Annotated in this window: 17 protein-coding genes and 1 pseudogene; 11 read left to right on the top strand and 7 right to left on the bottom strand. The window is 61.4% G+C overall.

Annotation, left to right across the window (positions count from 1 at the left end; all coding sequences use genetic code 11):
- The first annotated feature begins 246 nt into the window (after positions 1–246).
- Both ASC80_RS16430 and ASC80_RS16425 read left to right on the top strand, forming a co-directional pair.
- Complete coding sequence (locus tag ASC80_RS16430; protein WP_056299414.1) at positions 247–1,050, top strand: response regulator; 804 nt, start codon at positions 247–249, stop codon at positions 1,048–1,050.
- Between the two features lie 432 nt (positions 1,051–1,482).
- Positions 1,483–1,779 (top strand): hypothetical protein, encoded by a 297-nt coding sequence (locus ASC80_RS16425; RefSeq protein ID WP_056299411.1) that lies wholly within the window; start codon positions 1,483–1,485, stop codon positions 1,777–1,779.
- A 39-nt stretch (positions 1,780–1,818) separates the two neighbouring features.
- Here ASC80_RS16425 and ASC80_RS16420 read toward each other — a convergent pair whose 3' ends face one another.
- The 3 genes from ASC80_RS16420 to ASC80_RS23225 all read right to left on the bottom strand — a co-directional run bounded on the left by ASC80_RS16420 (position 1,819) and on the right by ASC80_RS23225 (position 3,218).
- Entirely contained in the window at positions 1,819–2,253 is a 435-nt protein-coding gene (locus ASC80_RS16420; protein ID WP_056299410.1) for a hypothetical protein, read from the bottom strand.
- A 118-nt stretch (positions 2,254–2,371) separates the two neighbouring features.
- Entirely contained in the window at positions 2,372–2,743 is a 372-nt protein-coding gene (locus tag ASC80_RS16415; protein ID WP_056299407.1) for an ElaB/YgaM/YqjD family protein, read from the bottom strand.
- A 316-nt stretch (positions 2,744–3,059) separates the two neighbouring features.
- Positions 3,060–3,218 (bottom strand): DUF3309 family protein, encoded by a 159-nt coding sequence (locus ASC80_RS23225; RefSeq protein WP_082512638.1) that lies wholly within the window; start codon positions 3,216–3,218, stop codon positions 3,060–3,062.
- 192 nt (positions 3,219–3,410) lie between these two features.
- Between ASC80_RS23225 and ASC80_RS16410 the strand changes: the two genes are divergently transcribed.
- The 3 genes from ASC80_RS16410 (at position 3,411) to ASC80_RS24195 (ending at position 5,185) form a co-directional block, all read left to right on the top strand.
- A complete protein-coding gene (locus ASC80_RS16410; RefSeq protein ID WP_082512637.1) occupies positions 3,411–4,229 on the top strand; it encodes a L,D-transpeptidase in 819 nt (272 codons plus the stop codon).
- Positions 4,230–4,274: 45 nt separating this feature from the next.
- Positions 4,275–4,913 (top strand): DUF2865 domain-containing protein, encoded by a 639-nt coding sequence (locus ASC80_RS16405; RefSeq protein ID WP_056299404.1) that lies wholly within the window; start codon positions 4,275–4,277, stop codon positions 4,911–4,913.
- Positions 4,914–5,023: 110 nt separating this feature from the next.
- On the top strand, positions 5,024–5,185 hold the full coding sequence (locus ASC80_RS24195; protein ID WP_156464436.1) for a Thivi_2564 family membrane protein: 162 nt from the start codon (positions 5,024–5,026) through the stop codon (positions 5,183–5,185).
- 60 nt (positions 5,186–5,245) lie between these two features.
- Here the strand turns inward: ASC80_RS24195 and ASC80_RS16400 are convergent, their stop codons facing one another.
- From ASC80_RS16400 to cysD, 4 genes are all read right to left on the bottom strand, one after another.
- Entirely contained in the window at positions 5,246–5,446 is a 201-nt protein-coding gene (locus tag ASC80_RS16400; protein ID WP_056300848.1) for a CsbD family protein, read from the bottom strand.
- A 99-nt stretch (positions 5,447–5,545) separates the two neighbouring features.
- Positions 5,546–7,693, bottom strand: coding sequence for a malate synthase G (locus tag ASC80_RS16395; RefSeq protein WP_056299400.1), 2,148 nt, complete (start codon positions 7,691–7,693; stop codon positions 5,546–5,548).
- A gap of 265 nt (positions 7,694–7,958) precedes the next feature.
- Positions 7,959–9,875: an adenylyl-sulfate kinase gene (gene cysC, locus ASC80_RS16390; protein WP_056299398.1), complete on the bottom strand. Its 1,917-nt coding sequence runs from the start codon at positions 9,873–9,875 to the stop codon at positions 7,959–7,961.
- 20 nt (positions 9,876–9,895) lie between these two features.
- Complete coding sequence (gene cysD / locus ASC80_RS16385) at positions 9,896–10,708, bottom strand: sulfate adenylyltransferase subunit CysD (RefSeq protein ID WP_056299395.1); 813 nt, start codon at positions 10,706–10,708, stop codon at positions 9,896–9,898.
- A 431-nt stretch (positions 10,709–11,139) separates the two neighbouring features.
- Between cysD and cysG the strand changes: the two genes are divergently transcribed.
- The 6 genes and pseudogenes from cysG (at position 11,140) to ASC80_RS16350 (ending at position 16,888) form a co-directional block, all read left to right on the top strand.
- Positions 11,140–12,561, top strand: coding sequence for a siroheme synthase CysG (gene cysG / locus ASC80_RS16375; RefSeq protein ID WP_056299391.1), 1,422 nt, complete (start codon positions 11,140–11,142; stop codon positions 12,559–12,561).
- A pseudogene (locus ASC80_RS23220) lies at positions 12,558–12,848 on the top strand (DUF2849 domain-containing protein); the annotation flags it as partial. The gene cysG and the pseudogene ASC80_RS23220, both read left to right, overlap by 4 nt.
- A gap of 34 nt (positions 12,849–12,882) precedes the next feature.
- Positions 12,883–14,538, top strand: coding sequence for a nitrite/sulfite reductase (locus ASC80_RS16365; RefSeq protein WP_056299387.1), 1,656 nt, complete (start codon positions 12,883–12,885; stop codon positions 14,536–14,538).
- The gene (locus ASC80_RS16360; RefSeq protein WP_056299384.1) at positions 14,525–15,037 is read left to right on the top strand and encodes a DUF934 domain-containing protein; all 513 of its coding nucleotides are present in this window, start codon (positions 14,525–14,527) and stop codon (positions 15,035–15,037) included. Before ASC80_RS16365 ends, ASC80_RS16360 begins: the two co-directional genes overlap by 14 nt.
- On the top strand, positions 15,034–15,777 hold the full coding sequence (locus tag ASC80_RS16355) for a phosphoadenylyl-sulfate reductase (protein WP_056299381.1): 744 nt from the start codon (positions 15,034–15,036) through the stop codon (positions 15,775–15,777). The genes ASC80_RS16360 and ASC80_RS16355 overlap by 4 nt, the downstream gene beginning before the upstream one ends.
- A gap of 121 nt (positions 15,778–15,898) precedes the next feature.
- The gene (locus ASC80_RS16350) at positions 15,899–16,888 is read left to right on the top strand and encodes a sulfate ABC transporter substrate-binding protein (protein WP_056300846.1); all 990 of its coding nucleotides are present in this window, start codon (positions 15,899–15,901) and stop codon (positions 16,886–16,888) included.

Below are 16,888 nucleotides of genomic sequence, written 5' to 3'. Positions count from 1 at the left end.
TCCCCAAGAGCTAAATTACGAGAAAGATTGTGGTTTTTTGCTCTTTCAGACCTCGCTGGCCTGCTCCCGTGCTAGATGTAATCCCTGTCCGAGGCAAAGGTTCCGAACTCAGGGAACTTTTCAACGGTTCAGGAGTAATTAGTTGGAAGGAACCCGGAAGCCTGCTTCCTACCTTGATTTGGGCGTACAGGGACTTTGGGGCCGGGATCGATCCTATGTATCACATGACAATTGATTGGAGGGGGTATGTCCCGTTCTCAGCTCGTTGCTGAACATCTGCCGCTGCTGCGCCGTTACGCTCGCGCCTTGACGGGAAACCAGACGTCTGGCGATGCCTATGTGGCCGCAATGCTCGAGGCATTGTTGCAGGATCAGTCGCTGCTTGATGAGCGCCTGGGCGCACGGGCCGGTCTTTTCCGGCTTTTCACGCAGATATGGAATTCCGTCGCGCTTAATGAGGGCGGTGAGCCTGTGCCGCAGGCGGCTTCCGAGCGGCGGCTGTCGAATATCACGCCGCTCGCGCGCCAGGCTTTCCTGCTGCTGTCGCTGGAAGGTTTCTCCGAGGAGGAAGTCGCATTCATCCTTGCCTCCGACGTCGCGGAAATCCGGACCCTGACCGATACAGCGGGCCGCGAACTTGCCGCCGAGATCGCGACCGATGTTCTCATTATCGAAGATGAGACCTTCATCGCGATGGATCTGGAGAGCCTGGTCAAGAATCTCGGCCATAACGTCATCGGCGTGGCGCGGACCCATTCGGACGCCATTGCGCTGGCGAACACCAAGAAGCCGGGACTTATCCTTGCCGACATTCAGCTCGCCGATGGCAGCTCCGGACTCGATGCGGTCAATGAGTTGCTGCGGACCTTCGAGGTTCCGGTGGTGTTCATCACCGCCTACCCCGAACGCTTCCTGACCGGCGAGCGGCCGGAGCCGGCATTCCTGATCTCGAAACCGTTCCAGCCGGCGATGGTGTCGGCAGTGGCAAGTCAGGCGCTGTTCTTTCAGCGCAACTCACGCAATCGTAATCAGAGAGCTGCGGCATCCTGACGTCGGCATGTCCGCCAGTAAAAAGCCCGGGTTCGAGCCCGGGCTTTTTCGTGCCCGAAAAGGGCGAGCGATTGCCGCGCGGCTGATGCGATCAATAAAAAAATAGGGTGCAGCCGGCATCACCACGGCTGCACCCCATGTCACCGGTCGGTTAGGGGCAGGGGGATTGACCGGCTGTTGAATTGACTCCGGAGCCGCAGAAAACGTTCCCGAAATCTTGAAAATTATTCGTACCAGCGTGACTGCCTCGGGCAGGAACGAAGCTCGACACCTCACGTTGTATCGCCGGCACTGTTTTGCGGTGCAACGGGTGAGGGTGAAAAGATGTCCCGCGTCGCTTCCGGAGTACTGGTTGCCGCACTCGCGACCTTTGCCTTTGGCGCTGTCCATCTGGCAGGCGCATCAGGAAATAGTCAGCGGATATTGATAAAAGTGAGTGATGCGACTCCGTCGCCGGCGGTGCGTGTGGTCTCGATTGTCAATCGCGACACCAAGTCCGATCGTGCCGGCGTTCCGATCCAGGACCGCAGCACGACGGTGTCGTTCAAGTCGCCGTCGTTGCCGGGGACGTCATTCATCGTCCGTGTGCCGGACGGCACTGTAGCTGTCACGGCGCCGGAGAAGAATGTGGTTCGGTCGGCGCCCAAGCGCATGACGGCGTGCGAGCCTTCTGTCAGCGTGCTCACCGCCGTCGCCAAGCAGCTTCCGCCATCGCGGTGTCTGAGCTGATCGTTCTCGGGCTTGGTATCGGCAAGAGGAGGTCCGCGATCAATCGTCGGTCGCGTTCTCCTCGACGTGGCGCCGCTGCACCATCAACCCCAGCGCGATTCCGCCGATCGCCAGCAGAGGTACCAGCCGTTTGACGCCGACGGCGCGGATGACCTGAAGCGCCACCGCCATCATTATGGGGTCGCTGAGAGCGGCAGACATTGCGGATTTGGCGGTTTCCACGGGCTTGCGTGCCATCTGCTTTTTCTTGACGGCGTAGCCGATCGCCGCCAGCACCGTAGCGACGAAGAACACGGCCGCCCCGGCCAGGCACGCCTGAAGCAGCCCGTATTTCTGAAGCGTGAAAACGAAGGCTGCGGCGCACAGGAAGGCGGTGGTAATAAACAGACAGGCGGCGACGGCGATCGCCAGCGAGGTCAACCGCAGAGCCGAACCGGTGCTGTCCTTGAAATCATCGATCATTTTCTGAAACATCGATCGCCCTGCTCATCGATTGGAGATTCAAAATCATTCAAAAGCCGGTTGCCGGTCGGCGGCGCATGACACGCCGCCAGCCGCCATTTTGCTTATTCGGATTGCAACGGCACGGAGATCACCGCCGCCAGGTCACCCCGATCAGAAAGCCGAGCCCGAGGGCGAGACCGACGGCTGCGAGCGGCCGCTGCTGAACCGCATCCTCAAGCGTATCTTCAAGTGTCGCGGCGGCGTCCTGCGCGGCGTCAAAGGCAGCGCTGCCGCGCTTGCTGAGATCGGCCACCGTTGAATCCACGTTGGCGCGCGCCTGCTTGTAGCCGCGACGGGCCTGCTTCTGGGCGACGCCCGTGAACGTATTGAGAGCTTCGGTGATCTGGTCTGTGAGAGCGGAGATATCGTTTTTCACGGCGTCAACATCCTTCTGAAGGCGGTCATATGTTTCTTTATCGGCCAGATTTTTCATCGCATCTTCACCATCGCTGCTTGCCATCGAAAGCTCCTGAACGGCTTGATAACTGGATAAGCTGCTTCACAAACGTCGCGCTAACCTGAAGGTTCCGTTCGCCAAGCGGCGGGCACGACTTGATGTCGGGCGGCGAAATGCCGTTCGACGAACGAGTTGCTGATCGGGCCGTTTGGCGCGCCCTGCAAGGGTGGGTACGAAAGTCAACTTGGTCGAAGCGGGAGAAGAACGAACGACAGCACCGCGAAGGCTCGCTCGCTATCCGATGCTGCCGCCCAATGACTGAACGACTTTCTTACGGATTCCGGCGGGGCGTGCCGCAGCGCTTCCAGCGTCCGGGAAGCTAGATGCGTCCCAGCAGAAGCAGAATGACGACAATCACCAGCACCGTCCCGACGATCCCGGACGGCCCGTATCCCCACGATGTGCTGTACCCCCAACGAGGTATGACGCCGAGCAGGATCAGGATCAAAAGGATGACAAGAATGGTTCCGAGCGACATGGCAAATTCCCTCGCGAGTGTCGCCGGCGCGTGATTGCCGGCTTTTCACCGATCCAATGGTCCGTGCCCGGCAAAAGTTCCATCGCGCGGATGGGCGTCATTACAGGCGGCACCGGAACCCAGCGGTGACTCGCGTGTTTGTCCTGCGCTCCGCATCGGGGATGCGGACCAACCAACGGGCAGGGTCGCGTCATGAGTATTCGTTTGGCCGGAAGTATCCTTCGACGTCCGTTATCAGAAACAATCCGATACGGTTGGCATGACAAGGGTGGCGCACTCGCTGCCGCTGCCGCTGCCGTGATCGCAATCGCGGTCACTTCGGCTGCTCCCGCGCAGGCGCAAGGCGTGGGCTATCGAACGCTCGGATATGCGGATCAGGCACAAGACTCGTTCATCCCGAGCGACCGTTTACCGGGTGTGATCGAAGACGATCAGGGGACGACCGCTGCGGTCCCGGACCGGCTGAAGCGCACCGTTGTTGCCTTCAACAGTCATGAGGCGCCCGGCACCATCGTGATCGATACCGGAAACACCATGCTTTATTACGTACTCGGCCAGAATCGGGCCATTCGCTACGGCGTCGGTGTCGGCCGCGAGGGCTTCACCTGGGCGGGCGTGAAAACCGTCGCCCGCAAGGCAGAGTGGCCGGACTGGCATCCGCCGGCTGCGATGATCGCGCGGCAGCCTTATCTGCCGCGGTTCATGGCAGGCGGTCCAGGCAATCCGCTCGGTGCCGCGGCGATGTATCTGGGTTCGAGCGATTATCGGATTCACGGCACCAACGATCCCTCGACCATCGGCAAGTTCGTGTCCAGCGGATGCATCCGGCTGACGAACGAAGATATCCGGGATCTCTACAGCCGCGTGAGCGTCGGCGCGAAAGTCATCGTGCTGCCGAAGGGCAGTTCGCAGCAACTTGAAGCAAATGCGATACAGCCGAAACGTAATGTCGCGCTAACCACTTCGACGCGACCGTCTTCTCACAGAGTGATGATATCGGGACTCAACTGATCGTCAGTCTTATGCGAAGATGGGAACAGGCAAGCGAGGTGTTCCATGCGTGACACGTTTTCGAGGCCGATCGCATCGTCAGGTGTTCTGGCACTGGCGATCATGGGAGTTGCGGCGGCCAGTCCCTCCGCCAAGGCGCAGGATTTCTTCTCGGCACTGTTTGGTGGATTCAGTGCGCCACCGCAGAGATCAGCTCCGGTGTTTCCCGATTCCGGCGGTTCGATCGAGCGCGCGCCGCGCGCCTCATCAGGCGGCGGCGGTGTCGCTTATTGCGTTCGTACCTGTGACGGCCGCTATTTCCCATTGTCTTCACAACGGGGACAAAGCAGTACCGAGACTTGCAACAGCTTCTGCCCGGCCAGCGAAACCCAGGTGTTCTACGGCAGCAAGATCGATCATGCGACCAGCAAAAGCGGAAAATCCTATTCGCAGTTGCCCAATGCGTTTCGCTACCGCAAGGAGCTGATCGCAGGCTGCACCTGCAACGGCAAGGATCCCGGTGGTCTTGCTCACATCGGCATCGAAGATGACCCGACCCTTCGCAAAGGCGACCTTGTCGCCGAAGCGAACGGTTCTGTTATCGCCAGCCGTGCCAGCGACAATCGTGGTGCGTCTGCAAGCGAGCGTTCGGTCACGCCGTCGCGGCGTTCGTTGATCGACGACATGTCTGCAAGTTCGGAATGATCCCTGTTCCCTGGACGGAACCAACGCAGGCAAGACGCGTTGGTTAAAATACCGGCGGTTGCGCATGATGCGTTGCCGCATCGTGAAAGCATTTGTTCGGGGGTCCGACCATGTCCGTGCTTATCAGTATTCTGATTACGTTCGTCGTTGTTATTCTTGTGCTTTATCTTGTAAACCTTCTGCCGATCGAGGGGCGCGCCAAACAGATCGTGCGCGCCATTGTCGTCATCATCGGCATTATCTCGATGTTGAAATATCTCGCGGTGTTCTAGAGGTAACACGCACAAAAAAGCCCCGGCGCGACGCCGGGGCTTTTCGTTCTTCGGGGCCTGCTACTTCAAACCCTTAAACCAGTCATCGATGTCCTTGGTGGCTTGGTCCTTGGCGTAGCCGTAACGCTGTTGCAGCTTGCCTTCGAGCTGTTCGCGGCGACCTTCGATGACATCGAGATCGTCATCGGTCAGCTTGCCCCATTTCTCCTTGGCGGCACCCTTGAATTGCTTCCAGTTACCTTCAACGCGGTTCCAGTCCATGGTCATCTCCTGTTGGGAATGACCATCAACTTCAGAAAGCAACGAACGTTCCGGCGACGAGATGCGACGCTGCGTCGCCGGAACAGTCGGCGTTGCCAATTATCCTGCCGCTTTGGCTTCCTTGCGGCGGGCGTGAAGGATGAACTCGGTGTAGCCGTTCGGCTGCTCGCGGCCCTTGAAGATGAGATCGCAGGCTGCCTTGAACGCGACGCCGTCGAATTTCGGCGCCATCGGCTTGTACAGCGGATCGCCGGCGTTCTGCTTGTCGACGATCGCCGCCATGCGCTTGAGCGACTCCATCACCTGATCCTTGGTGACGACGCCCTGAAGCAGCCAGTTAGCGAGATGCTGGGCGGAAATGCGCAGCGTCGCGCGATCTTCCATCAGGCCGACATCGTGAATGTCCGGCACCTTGGAGCAGCCGACGCCCTGATCGATCCAGCGCACGACGTAGCCGAGGATGCCCTGGCAGTTGTTGTCGATTTCCTGCTTCACGTCGTCCGGCGCCCAGTTGGAGTTTGACACCGGAATGGTCAGGATGTCGGACAGCTTGGCGAACGGACGCTTCTTCAGTTCGTTCTGGCGCGCGGCGACATCAACCTGATGATAGTGCAGGGCGTGGAGCGTTGCCGCGGTCGGCGACGGCACCCACGCGGTAGAGGCGCCGGCCTGCGGATGGCCGATCTTCTGAGCCAGCATGTCGGCCATCTTGTCCGGCGCGGCCCACATGCCCTTGCCGATCTGCGCATGGCCGGGCAGGCCGTTGGCGAGGCCGTTGTCGACGTTCCAGTCCTCGTACGCCTTGATCCAGGGCTGTGCCTTCATCTCGTTCTTGCGGATCATCGGGCCCGCTTCCATGGACGTATGGATTTCGTCGCCGGTGCGGTCAAGGAAGCCGGTATTGATGAAGAAGATGCGCTGCGACGCGTTCTGGATGCAGGCCTTGAGATTCACCGTGGTGCGGCGTTCCTCATCCATGATGCCGATCTTCAGCGTATTCTGCGGCAGGTTGAGCATCTTCTCGACCTCGCCGAATATTTCTCCCGTCAGCGCAACCTCGTCGGGGCCGTGCATCTTCGGCTTGACGATATAGACCGAACCGGTGCGGCTGTTGCGCTTGCCCTTGATGTCGTGGATCGCGAGCAGGCCGGTCACCGCGGCATCGAGAATGCCTTCCGGAATTTCGTTGCCGGCGGAATCGAGCACCGCGTCGGTGAACATGTGATGGCCGACGTTGCGGATCAGCAGCAGGCTGCGGCCGTGTAGCTTGATCTCCTTGCCGTCCGGTCCCTTGTAGGTGCGGTCGGCGTTGAGCGCGCGCTTGAGTGTCTTGCCGCCTTTCTCGAAGTCGGCCGACAGCGTGCCGTTCAGCAGGCCGAGGGTGTTGCGATAGACCAGCACCTTGTCGTCGGCATCGACAGCGGCGACGCTGTCTTCCATGTCGAGGATGGTGCTGACGGCGGCCTCGAGGATGACGTCTGCGACGCCGGCCGGATCGTCCTTGCCGATCGTATTGCTGCGGTCGATCTTGATCTCGATGTGCATGCCGTTGTTGACGAGCAGCACGGTGGGTGGCGCGGCGGCGTCGCCCTGATAACCGGCGAACTGCTGCGGATTCTTCAGGCCGGTGGCGTTGCCGCTTTTCAGTTTCACCGAGAGCTTGCCGCTTTCGACGCTGTAGGCCGTGATGTCGCTATGGCTGCCGGTCGCGAGCGGCGCTGCCTGATCGAGAAAAGCCTTGGCTTTGGCAATCACCTTGTCGCCGCGCTTCTTGTCGTAACCCTTGGCTTCGCCTGCCTCGTGAGGGATGGCGTCGGTGCCGTAGAACGCATCATAGAGGCTGCCCCAGCGCGCATTGGCGGCGTTGAGGGCATAGCGCGCGTTGGTCAGTGGCACGACGAGCTGCGGACCGCAAATCCTGGTGATCTCATCATCGACATTGGCGGTCTCGACCGGCTTGGTCGCGGGTTCCGGCCGCAGGTATCCGATCTCCTTCAGGAACGCCGTATAAGCGTCCATGTTGAAGGCCTTGCCTTTATTGGCGCGGTGCCAGTCGTCGATCTTGGCCTGCAGGGTGTCGCGGGTGGCGAGAAGCGACTTGTTCTTCGGACCCAGCGAGGCGACGACGCCGGCCAGCCCGGCCCAGAATGCATCGGAAGAAATGCCGGTGCCGGGTGCCGCTTCCTTGGCGATGAAATCGAACAGGACAGGCGCAATTTTCAATCCGCTGGCATCGATACGTTTCATAGGGATATTTCTCACGGAAAAGGGGCGAGGACGCCGGTTTAGGTTTTTTGGCAGGATGGGATCGCCGCCACCACAAAAGGGGGCAGCTTTCGGGAGGGTTTTAGCGCCAAAGCGGCCCAAATGAGAAGCCCCCAGGCATGCCAGACCAGCATACCGACGCACGTGTCGCAGGCCGCGCAGGGGGCTGCGGCGGCTTTCAGGCGATCTGGACGGGATCGAGAAAAGCCGGTTGTGGCCGTGCGGGCCTCAACCGGCTGTCGTTGCGTCAGATATTGGCGGCGAGATCGGTCAATTCGTCGAACAGCACACCGCTGTTGGCGAGCATCCGCTCGATTTCGTCGGCCGCCGCGGCGACGGTGCGCGTCGAGGTGTCGATGACGAGTTCGGCGGCCGCCGGGTTCTCATAGGTGTTGGAAATGCCCGTGAAGCTCTTGAGGTTGCCGGCCCGCGCCTTGGCGTAATGCCCCTTGGGATCGCGCGCCTCGCAGACGTCGGCCGGGGTCGAAATGTGGATTTCGCGGAACGCGCTGTCTGCGATGTTGCGCGCCGCGGCCCGGTCGGCCGCCGACGGCGACACCGCGGCGACGATGGCGATGTGGCCATTGCGGGCCAGATGCGTCGCGACTTCGGCGAGACGGCGGATGTTTTCGGCGCGGTCCTGATCGGAGAAGCCGAGGTCGCCGTTGAGGCCGGCGCGCAGCGTGTCGCCGTCGAGCAGGATCGGTGAGCCGCCGCGGCTGAACAACCGACGCTCGAGCGCAAGTGCCAGGGTGGATTTTCCGGAGCCGGGCAGGCCGGTGAACCAGATCACCGCGCCGGAATGGCGATAGCGCGCCGAGCGCTCGTCCGGTCGCAAGGCCGACTCGACCGGTACGATATCGACCGGGATAGCGCGCTGTCCGGCATCGACGCTGAGCACAAGACCGCCGCCGGCGATCCGGCCATTGACCTCGATGACGAGCCGGCCGGTGCGCGGATTGTCGATATACGGATCGGCGGCGATCGGTTTCGCCAGCGAGATATCGATTTCGCCGACATGGTTGCGAGCGATCGCCGCAGTCTCGACGCTGGCAAGCTCGCCGGGATCGACGGCTTTTTCGATGGCGACGATAGTGGCGCGGGTTTCCATGGTGCCGAGACGCACCAGGACCGACGCGCCTGCTTTGAGCGATGCATCGTGCAGCCAGAAAATTCGCGCACGGAGGCGCCGGGTGTCGCGCGGCGCGGTATTGGCGTGGGCGATAATGTCGCCGCGCTCGAGAAACAGTTCGCGGTCGAGCGTGATGCCGACCGAGCGGCCGGCTGTCTGGCGTCCCGCGATCGGAGTGATCGGCCAGCTTTCGACCGACTTGATTTTCGCGATCTTGCCGGCGGGCATGATGACGATTTCGTCGCCGGTGGCGAGGTGACCGGATTCGATGCGTCCCGCAACGATGCGCCTGTCGTCGAATTTGTAGATGGCCTGCACCGGCAGGCGCAGCGGCAGCTCAGTCAGAGCGCGGGCCGGCGTGAGCGTATCGAGGGCGCCGACCACGGTCGGCCCCTTGTACCAGCCGATGCGCGGGGTGAGGTCAGCGACGCCGTCGCCGTCGCGCGCGGAAATCGGGATAATCGCAGACGGTGTCACGCCGAGGCCGGTGAGATGAGCGGAAATCTCGTCGCTGATCTCATTGAAGCGTGCTTCGCTGAACTCGACGCGGTCCATCTTGTTGACGACGACCGCAACCTGCTTCACGCCCAGCAAATGCAGCAAATAGCCGTGGCGGCGGGTCTGGTCGCGCACGCCTTCCAGTGCATCAATAATCAGCACGGCGCCGTCGGCCTGTGACGCGCCGGTGATCATGTTGCGTAAAAATTCAGCATGGCCTGGCGCGTCGATCAGCACGACGTCGCGCGACTGGGTGCGGAAACGGATCTGGGTGGTGTCGATGGTGATGCCCTGATCGCGCTCGGTCTGCAGCGCATCGAGCAGGAACGACCATTCGAACGGCATGCCGCGCCGGGTGCTGATCGCCTTCAGCATCTCGAGCTTGCCGTCGGGAAGGCTGCCGGTTTCATGCAGCAGGCGGCCGACCAATGTTGATTTGCCGTGGTCGACGTGGCCGACGATGACGATGCGAACCTGCGGCCGGGTGGTGCCGTTGGGCGTTGCGAGACTTGCCTTGGGGACGATCATGTTCATGCGCGCACTCACTGTTCGCGTCAGAGATAGCCGGCGACGCGAAGCCGCTCGAAGGCATCTTCGGTTTCGTGGTCCAGCGCCCGTCCGGCTCGTTCCGGAACCTTGGTGCTGTTCAGTTCGGCAAGAATTTCGTCGATATTCGATGCGTTCGACGCCACCGGGAAGGTGATGTCGGAATCGCCGAGCGAGCGATAGCGTTTGCCGTTGTTGGACAGATACAGCGGGATGATCGGGATGTTCTCGCGCTGGGTGTAGGCCCAGATGTCGGACTCGGTCCAATGCAGGATCGGGTGAATCCGCAAATGCGAGCCGGGTGGCGGCGACGCGTTGAACTGGTCCCAGAATTCCGGCGGTTGATCTCGTACATCCCAGCCGCCTTCGGTGCCGCGTGGCGAGAACACGCGCTCCTTGGCGCGGGTTGCTTCCTCGTCGCGGCGGATGCCGGCGATCAGGCCATCAAAGCCGTACTTCGCGAGCGCGAGCTTCAATCCCTCGGTCTTGCGCGCAGCGGATCGCGCCGCGGGCGGCAATGTCGGATCGACCGCGTCGATCGGCGGGCAAGGCTCGATGCGCAGATCGAGGTCCCATGCTTTCCCGTAGTGATCGCGGAACGCATACATCTCCGGAAACTTCTTGCCGGTGTCGACGTGCATCGCCGGAAACGGCACCTTGCCGAAGAACGCCTTGCGGGCGAGCCAGATCATCACGTTGGAATCTTTGCCAAGCGACCACAGCAACGCCAGCTTTTTGAGGCGGCCGAAAGCTTCGCGCAGAATGTAGATGCTCTGCGCCTCGAGTTCGTCGAGATGATCCATTGATGGGTGGGGCTGCATCACTTACTCCGTGCCCGGCGCGGGCGTCATGCGCAGGGCCGTCGATTTCTGAAGAGACGAGAATTTGGCAGGCGGGATGCGAAACCGGCTCGACCGGGAGGCCATCGCCTGGCCGTTCGATCGTGTCTTTGGCCGGAGGCATTCGCCGATCGGCTGAGCGGCGGACGCGGGTGTTCGACCCCTGTCGGGAGCGGTTTCCGTCATCCGCCAGTCGGCCATCCGCACCAGTCGAGCATGGCACGGTTCTTGATGATGACTCAGACGAAGATCGTTCACGAGAAGATGCATCTCTGCCGCTGGGCGTCTGGTGGCAAAAACTTCCACGGTTGCGTTGCAAAATAGAAGAAATAATTTTCTCTTTGCGGCGACTTGAAGATAGATATATAGAAAATAATTTCAGTCAACCCTGTAATTGGGGAAGCAGAGTTCCGATGCGCTTTTTGCCAGTGTTTCTTGATTTACAGGTCGGACCGGTCGTTCTGGTCGGGGCCGGCGAATTGGCCCGCGCCAAACTTCGGCTGTTGATGTCAGCCGGCGCACGGGTGCGCTGGTTCTCGACCGATGGTGACCACGAGGTTTCCGGTCTCGATGCGGAGTCGTCTGCGCGGCTGGAACGCGCCGACGGCGATCCACTGACGGCAGATCTGTCGCACGTCATCGCGATTCTATGTGCCGGGGCCGGCGCCGTTGGCGAGGCGATGTCGGCGCGGGCAAAGGCGGTCGGGTTGCCGGTCAACGTGATGGACGATCTTCAGCATTCGACCTTCATCTTTCCTGCAATCGTCGATCGCGGCGATGTGGTGGTCGCGGTCGGCACTGGCGGCACGTCGCCGGTGGTGGCGCGGCGTGTGCGCGAGCGCATCGAGGCTTTGCTGCCTGCTCGCATCGGCGATCTGGCGACCTTCATCGGGCGCTGGCGCAAAACCATTCACGGAAGAATTCCAGATACGTCGCTGCGCCGCCGGTTCTGGGAGCGCGTCGTCGATGGCCCGATCGGTGCCGCGATTCTCGCCGGGCGCGCGGGTGATGCGCAGGCGGAGCTTGAGAATATTTCCGATCCATCGGCGTTCGCCTCGGCCAACGGCGCGGGCTTCGTCACGCTGGTCGGCGCCGGTCCCGGCGATCCGGACCTTCTGACCGTCAAGGCGCTGCGCGCGCTACAGGATGCGGACGTTGTTTTTTATGATGACCTGGTCTCACCCGAAGTGCTTGACCGTGCGCGCCGCGACGCCGCGCGGGTATCGGTCGGCCGCCGTATCGGCAAGCCCGGCATCGGCCAGGACGCGACCAATCGCCTGCTGATCGAAGCGGCGAAATCCGGCAAGCGCGCGGTGCGGCTGAAAGGCGGCGATCCGTTTATTTTCGGGCGCGGCGGCGAGGAAATCGCGGCGTTGCGCGAGGCAGGCGTTCCCTACACCATCATTCCCGGCATCACCGCAGGCCTTGGCGCTGCTGCGGAATCCGAAGTGCCGCTGACCTTCCGCCAGAAGGCGCTGCGCATCACCTTCCTGACTGCGCACAAGGTGAAGGACGCCGAAGCTGTCGACTGGTCGGCACTGACGGACGTCCAGATGACGGTAGTCGTCTATATGGGCATCACCGCCGCACCGTCGATCCGTGATGGACTGCTCGCGGCTGGCCGCTCACCGAAGACGCCGGTCGGCGTGTTCGCGCGGGTCACGCGCCCGGATGCCAGGTCGGTGGTCGGTACGCTCGACGAGCTTCCCGTGCTCGCTGAGCAGGTCGAAGCCGGTCCGGCCATTCTCATCATCGGTGATGTCGTTGCGCAGTCCGCGCCATGGCAGCGCGCCGAACTTCTTCAACTCTCCAATTTGAGCGTAGCCGCGGAATGACGTCTCCTCTCGATCAGAAAATCAGGGTCACGGGTCCGTCGATGGTGACGGCGAACCGCACGCGCGATGGCGCGGTGGTTTACCGGACGGCGGCGCATGGCTGGTCAACGACGATTGCGGACGCTGCGATCGTGCGGACAGTCGAAGACGCGCGCGCGCTGCTGGCGGAATCCGTCGCCGACGGGATCGTTGCGATCGGCCCCTATATCGCTCCTGTCGAAATCAGGAAAGATGGAAAAATCGCACCCGGAAATCTGCGCGAGCACATTCGCGCCGAGGGCGTCACCTTTCGCTGCGGCTGTCTGCCTAAGGGGCATCCCGATGTATGCTTACGACGAACTCGACCGTACCATCGTCAACGAACGCGTCTCCGAGTTTCGCGATCAGGTCGCGCGCCGCCTGTCCGGCGAGCTGACCGAGGACGAATTCAAGTCGCTACGCCTGATGAACGGCGTCTATTTGCAGCTTCATGCTTACATGCTGCGGATTGCGATTCCCTACGGCACCCTGTCATCGGCGCAGTTGCGCCGGCTTGCCCATGTCGCGCGAAAATACGAACGCGGTTATGGTCATTTCACCACGCGTCAGAACATCCAGTTTCACTGGATCAAGCTGTCCGATCTGCCGGAAGCGATGGCCGACCTCGCCGAGGTCGGAATCCACGGCATCCAGACCAGCGGCAACTGCACCCGCAACGTCACCGCGGACCAATGGGGCGGTGTGGTTCCGGGCGAAGTCGAGGATCCGCGCATCTGGGCGGAAATCCTGCGGCAGCACACGACGCTGCATCCGGAGTTCTCGTTCCTGCCGCGCAAATTCAAGTTTGCCGTGACCGCGTCCGAACAGGACCGCGCGGCGATCCGAATTCACGATATCGGCCTGCGCATCTATCGCAACGCGGAAGGGGAGGCGGGCTTCGAGGTGATGGTCGGCGGCGGTCTCGGCCGCACGCCGTTTCTTGCCAAGACCATCAACGAATTCGTCAGCCGCCACGACATCCTGACCTATGTCGAGGCGATCCTGCGGGTCTACAATCAGTACGGCCGCCGCGACAACATCTACAAGGCGCGCATCAAGATTCTCGTCCACGAGCTTGGTATCGAGAGATTCAAGCAGGAGGTCGAGGAAGAGTGGCGTCGTATTCGTAACGGCGCGTTGACGCTCAACGACCCCGAGATCGAGGATATCCGCTCGCGGTTCACCTATCCGGCCTACGAGACGCTCGCTGACAATCCCGAGCAGCTACGCAAGGCGGCGCAGAATCCGAACTTCGAGGCGTGGCACAAGAACTCGGTCGCGCCGCACAAGGTGCCGGGCTATGCCATCGTCACCGTGCCATTGAAGCAGGTGGGCGGCACGCCCGGCGATGCGACAGCCAAACAGATGGACGAGATTGCCGATCTTGCCGACAAATATTCGTTCGGAGAAATCCGTGTCGGCCACGAGCAGAATCTGGCGCTGCCTCATGTCGCGCAGCGCGATCTGCCGGCGCTGTGGCGCGCGCTGGATCAGGTTGGCGTCGCGACCGCCAATGTCAATCTGGTGTCGGATATCATTTCCTGCCCGGGGCTGGATTACTGCTCGCTTGCCAATGCGCGATCGATCCCGATCGCGCAGGAGCTGACGCGCCGTTTCGCCAATCCGGATACCGCCGCGCTGATTGGGCGATTACACATCAATATTTCCGGATGCATCAACGCCTGCGGTCATCATCACGTCGGTCACATCGGAATTCTCGGCGTCGAGAAGAACGGGCAGGAATTCTATCAGGTGACAATCGGCGGCCGCGCCGACGAGGATGCCGCGCTCGGCACGCTGATCGGACCAGCCGTGCCTTACGATCAGGTGGCCGACGTCGTCGAGGATATCGTCGAGGCCTATCTCGCGCTGCGCCAGCGCCCCGATGAGCTGTTTGTCGATGCCGTCAAGCGCCTCGGCGTCACGCCATTCAAGGAGCGGGTCTATGCCACTCGTTAAGGGAAATCATGTCGTCGATGACGAGTTCGTTGCACTCGCCGATGAGGATTCCATCCCGGATCGCGGGGGAATTCTGATTTCTGCCGCGCGGTTTCTCGCCGATCCCGACGGAATTCTTGCCCGCGACGGCAAGGTCGGGGTGATCTGGCCGAACAATCGCGATCTCGACGATCTGGTGCCGTGTCTTTCGCAGCTTGCGGTGGTGGGTTTAGTGTTTCCGACCTTCAAGGATGGCCGTGCCTATTCGCAGGCGCGAATCCTGCGGGAGCGATACGCCTATCGCGGCGAACTGCGGGCGACCGGTCAGGTGCTGCGCGATCAGTTCGTGTTCATGCTGCGTGCCGGCTTCGATACCTTCAGCGTCAAGAAGGACAGCGATGCCGAGGCCTTCGCGGGCGTGGCGAAGCGTTATTCGGTGTTCTATCAGCCGACCGGCGACGGCCGTGTCCCCGCGTTCCGTCGGCGCCTCGGATTCAATATCGCCGGCGCCAACCCATGACCTCAGCAAGCCCATCATTCCTGTCCGAGTCTGGCCCGGCGTCGACCTTGACGACGGTGCTGGCTGAACGGCTTGATCGCGACCTGGAGCAGGCGGCGCCCGCTGAAGTGATTTCAGCGGCGCTTAAAGTGGTGGGGCGCAGCAGGCTCGCGGTGGTGTCGTCGTTCGGTACTGAATCCGCAGCACTCCTGAAATATGTCGCTGACGTCGACCCTGCGATTCCTGTTGTGTTTCTCGATACCGGATGGCTGTTCGAGGAAACGCTGACTTATCGCGATACCCTGACCGCGCTGCTGGGGCTGCAGGACGTTCGCACGATTCATCCGCTCGAAGCCGATCTCGATCGCGAGGACAAGGATCGCGAGCTATGGTTATCGAACCCGGATCGTTGCTGCTTCCTGCGCAAGGTTGAGCCTCTGGCGCGCGCGCTCACCCCGTTCGAAGCGTGGTTGAATGGCCGCAAGCGTTTTCAGGGCGGAGATCGCGCCGCGATTCCGGTGGTGGAGGCCGACGGCGAACGTCTGAAATTCAATCCGCTGGCGAACGTCACGCAGGATGAATTGAAGGCTCTCTATGCAACGATGAATCTCCCCGCGCATCCACTTGTCGCATCGGGTTTCGCATCGATCGGATGTATGCCTTGCACGAGCCGGACACTGCCCGGCGAGGACCCTCGCGCAGGCCGATGGCGCGGAAAGGGCAAGACGGAATGCGGCATCCACGTGACGAAGACTTCGTAGGATGTTCGCTCTGCAACCGTCGGAACTATGAAATCGCGTTTCGTTGACTTGAGCGCGGTTCTTCCCGAGTTTCGCGCGAGCCTTCGGCGGGCTGATGCTGCCGGATCAGATGGAGATCAAAATGGTTCGCCGCATTTTTCTCGTAGTAGTCAGTGTGCTGTGGGCTAGCTCCGCCTACGCTGCGAATATCTCGCTGCTCAACGTATCCTATGATCCGACGCGTGAGCTCTATGCCGATTTCAACAAGGCCTTCGTCGCGGCCTATCAAAAAGAAACCGGCAAGACCGTCGAGATCAAGCAGTCTCATGGCGGCTCCGGGTCACAGGCGCGTTCGGTGATCGACGGATTGCAGGCTGATGTTGTGACGCTTGCGCTGGCCTACGACATCGATGCGATCGCCAGCAAGGGATTCCTCGACAAGGACTGGCAGAAGCGTCTGCCGCGGAATTCGTCGCCTTACACGTCGACGATTGTGTTTCTGGTCCGCAAGGGCAATCCAAAAGGCATCAAGGATTGGGACGATCTGATCAAGCCGGGTGTCAGCGTCATCACGCCGAACCCCAAGACATCGGGTGGCGCGCGGTGGAATTACCTTGCGGCGTGGGGCTATGCGCGGAAGAAGTTCGGCTCGGAAGACAAGGCAAAGGCATTCGTCAGCAATATTTTCAAGAACGTGCCGGTGCTGGATACGGGCGCGCGCGGCTCGACCGTGACCTTCGTCGAGCGCGGCGTCGGTGACGTGCTGCTGGCCTGGGAGAACGAAGCATTCCTGGCGGTAAGAGAGTTCGGCAAGGACAAGTTCGAGATCGTCGCGCCGTCGCTGTCGATTCTCGCCGAGCCTCCTGTCGCGATCGTCGACAAGGTCGCCGACAAGAAAGGCACGCGCGCCGTGGCCGAAGCTTATCTCAAGTACTGGTATACCAAGGAAGGTCAGGAGATCGCGGGGCGCAATTACTACCGGCCGCGCGACCCGGAGGTTGCGAAGAAGTTTGCCGCCGACTTTGCAAGGGTTGATCTTTTTACGATCGACGACATGTTCGGCGGTTGGACCAAGGCCCAGAAGGAACACTTCAGCGAAGGTGGCGTTTTCGATCAGATCTACAAGAACTGA

Origin of the sequence: Afipia sp. Root123D2, from assembly GCF_001425835.1 — a bacterium.
Classification (GTDB): Bacteria; Pseudomonadota; Alphaproteobacteria; order Rhizobiales; family Xanthobacteraceae; genus Afipia.
The sequence above is the reverse complement of the archived record's forward strand: the minus strand, read 5'-3'. Positions and strand labels throughout refer to the sequence as shown.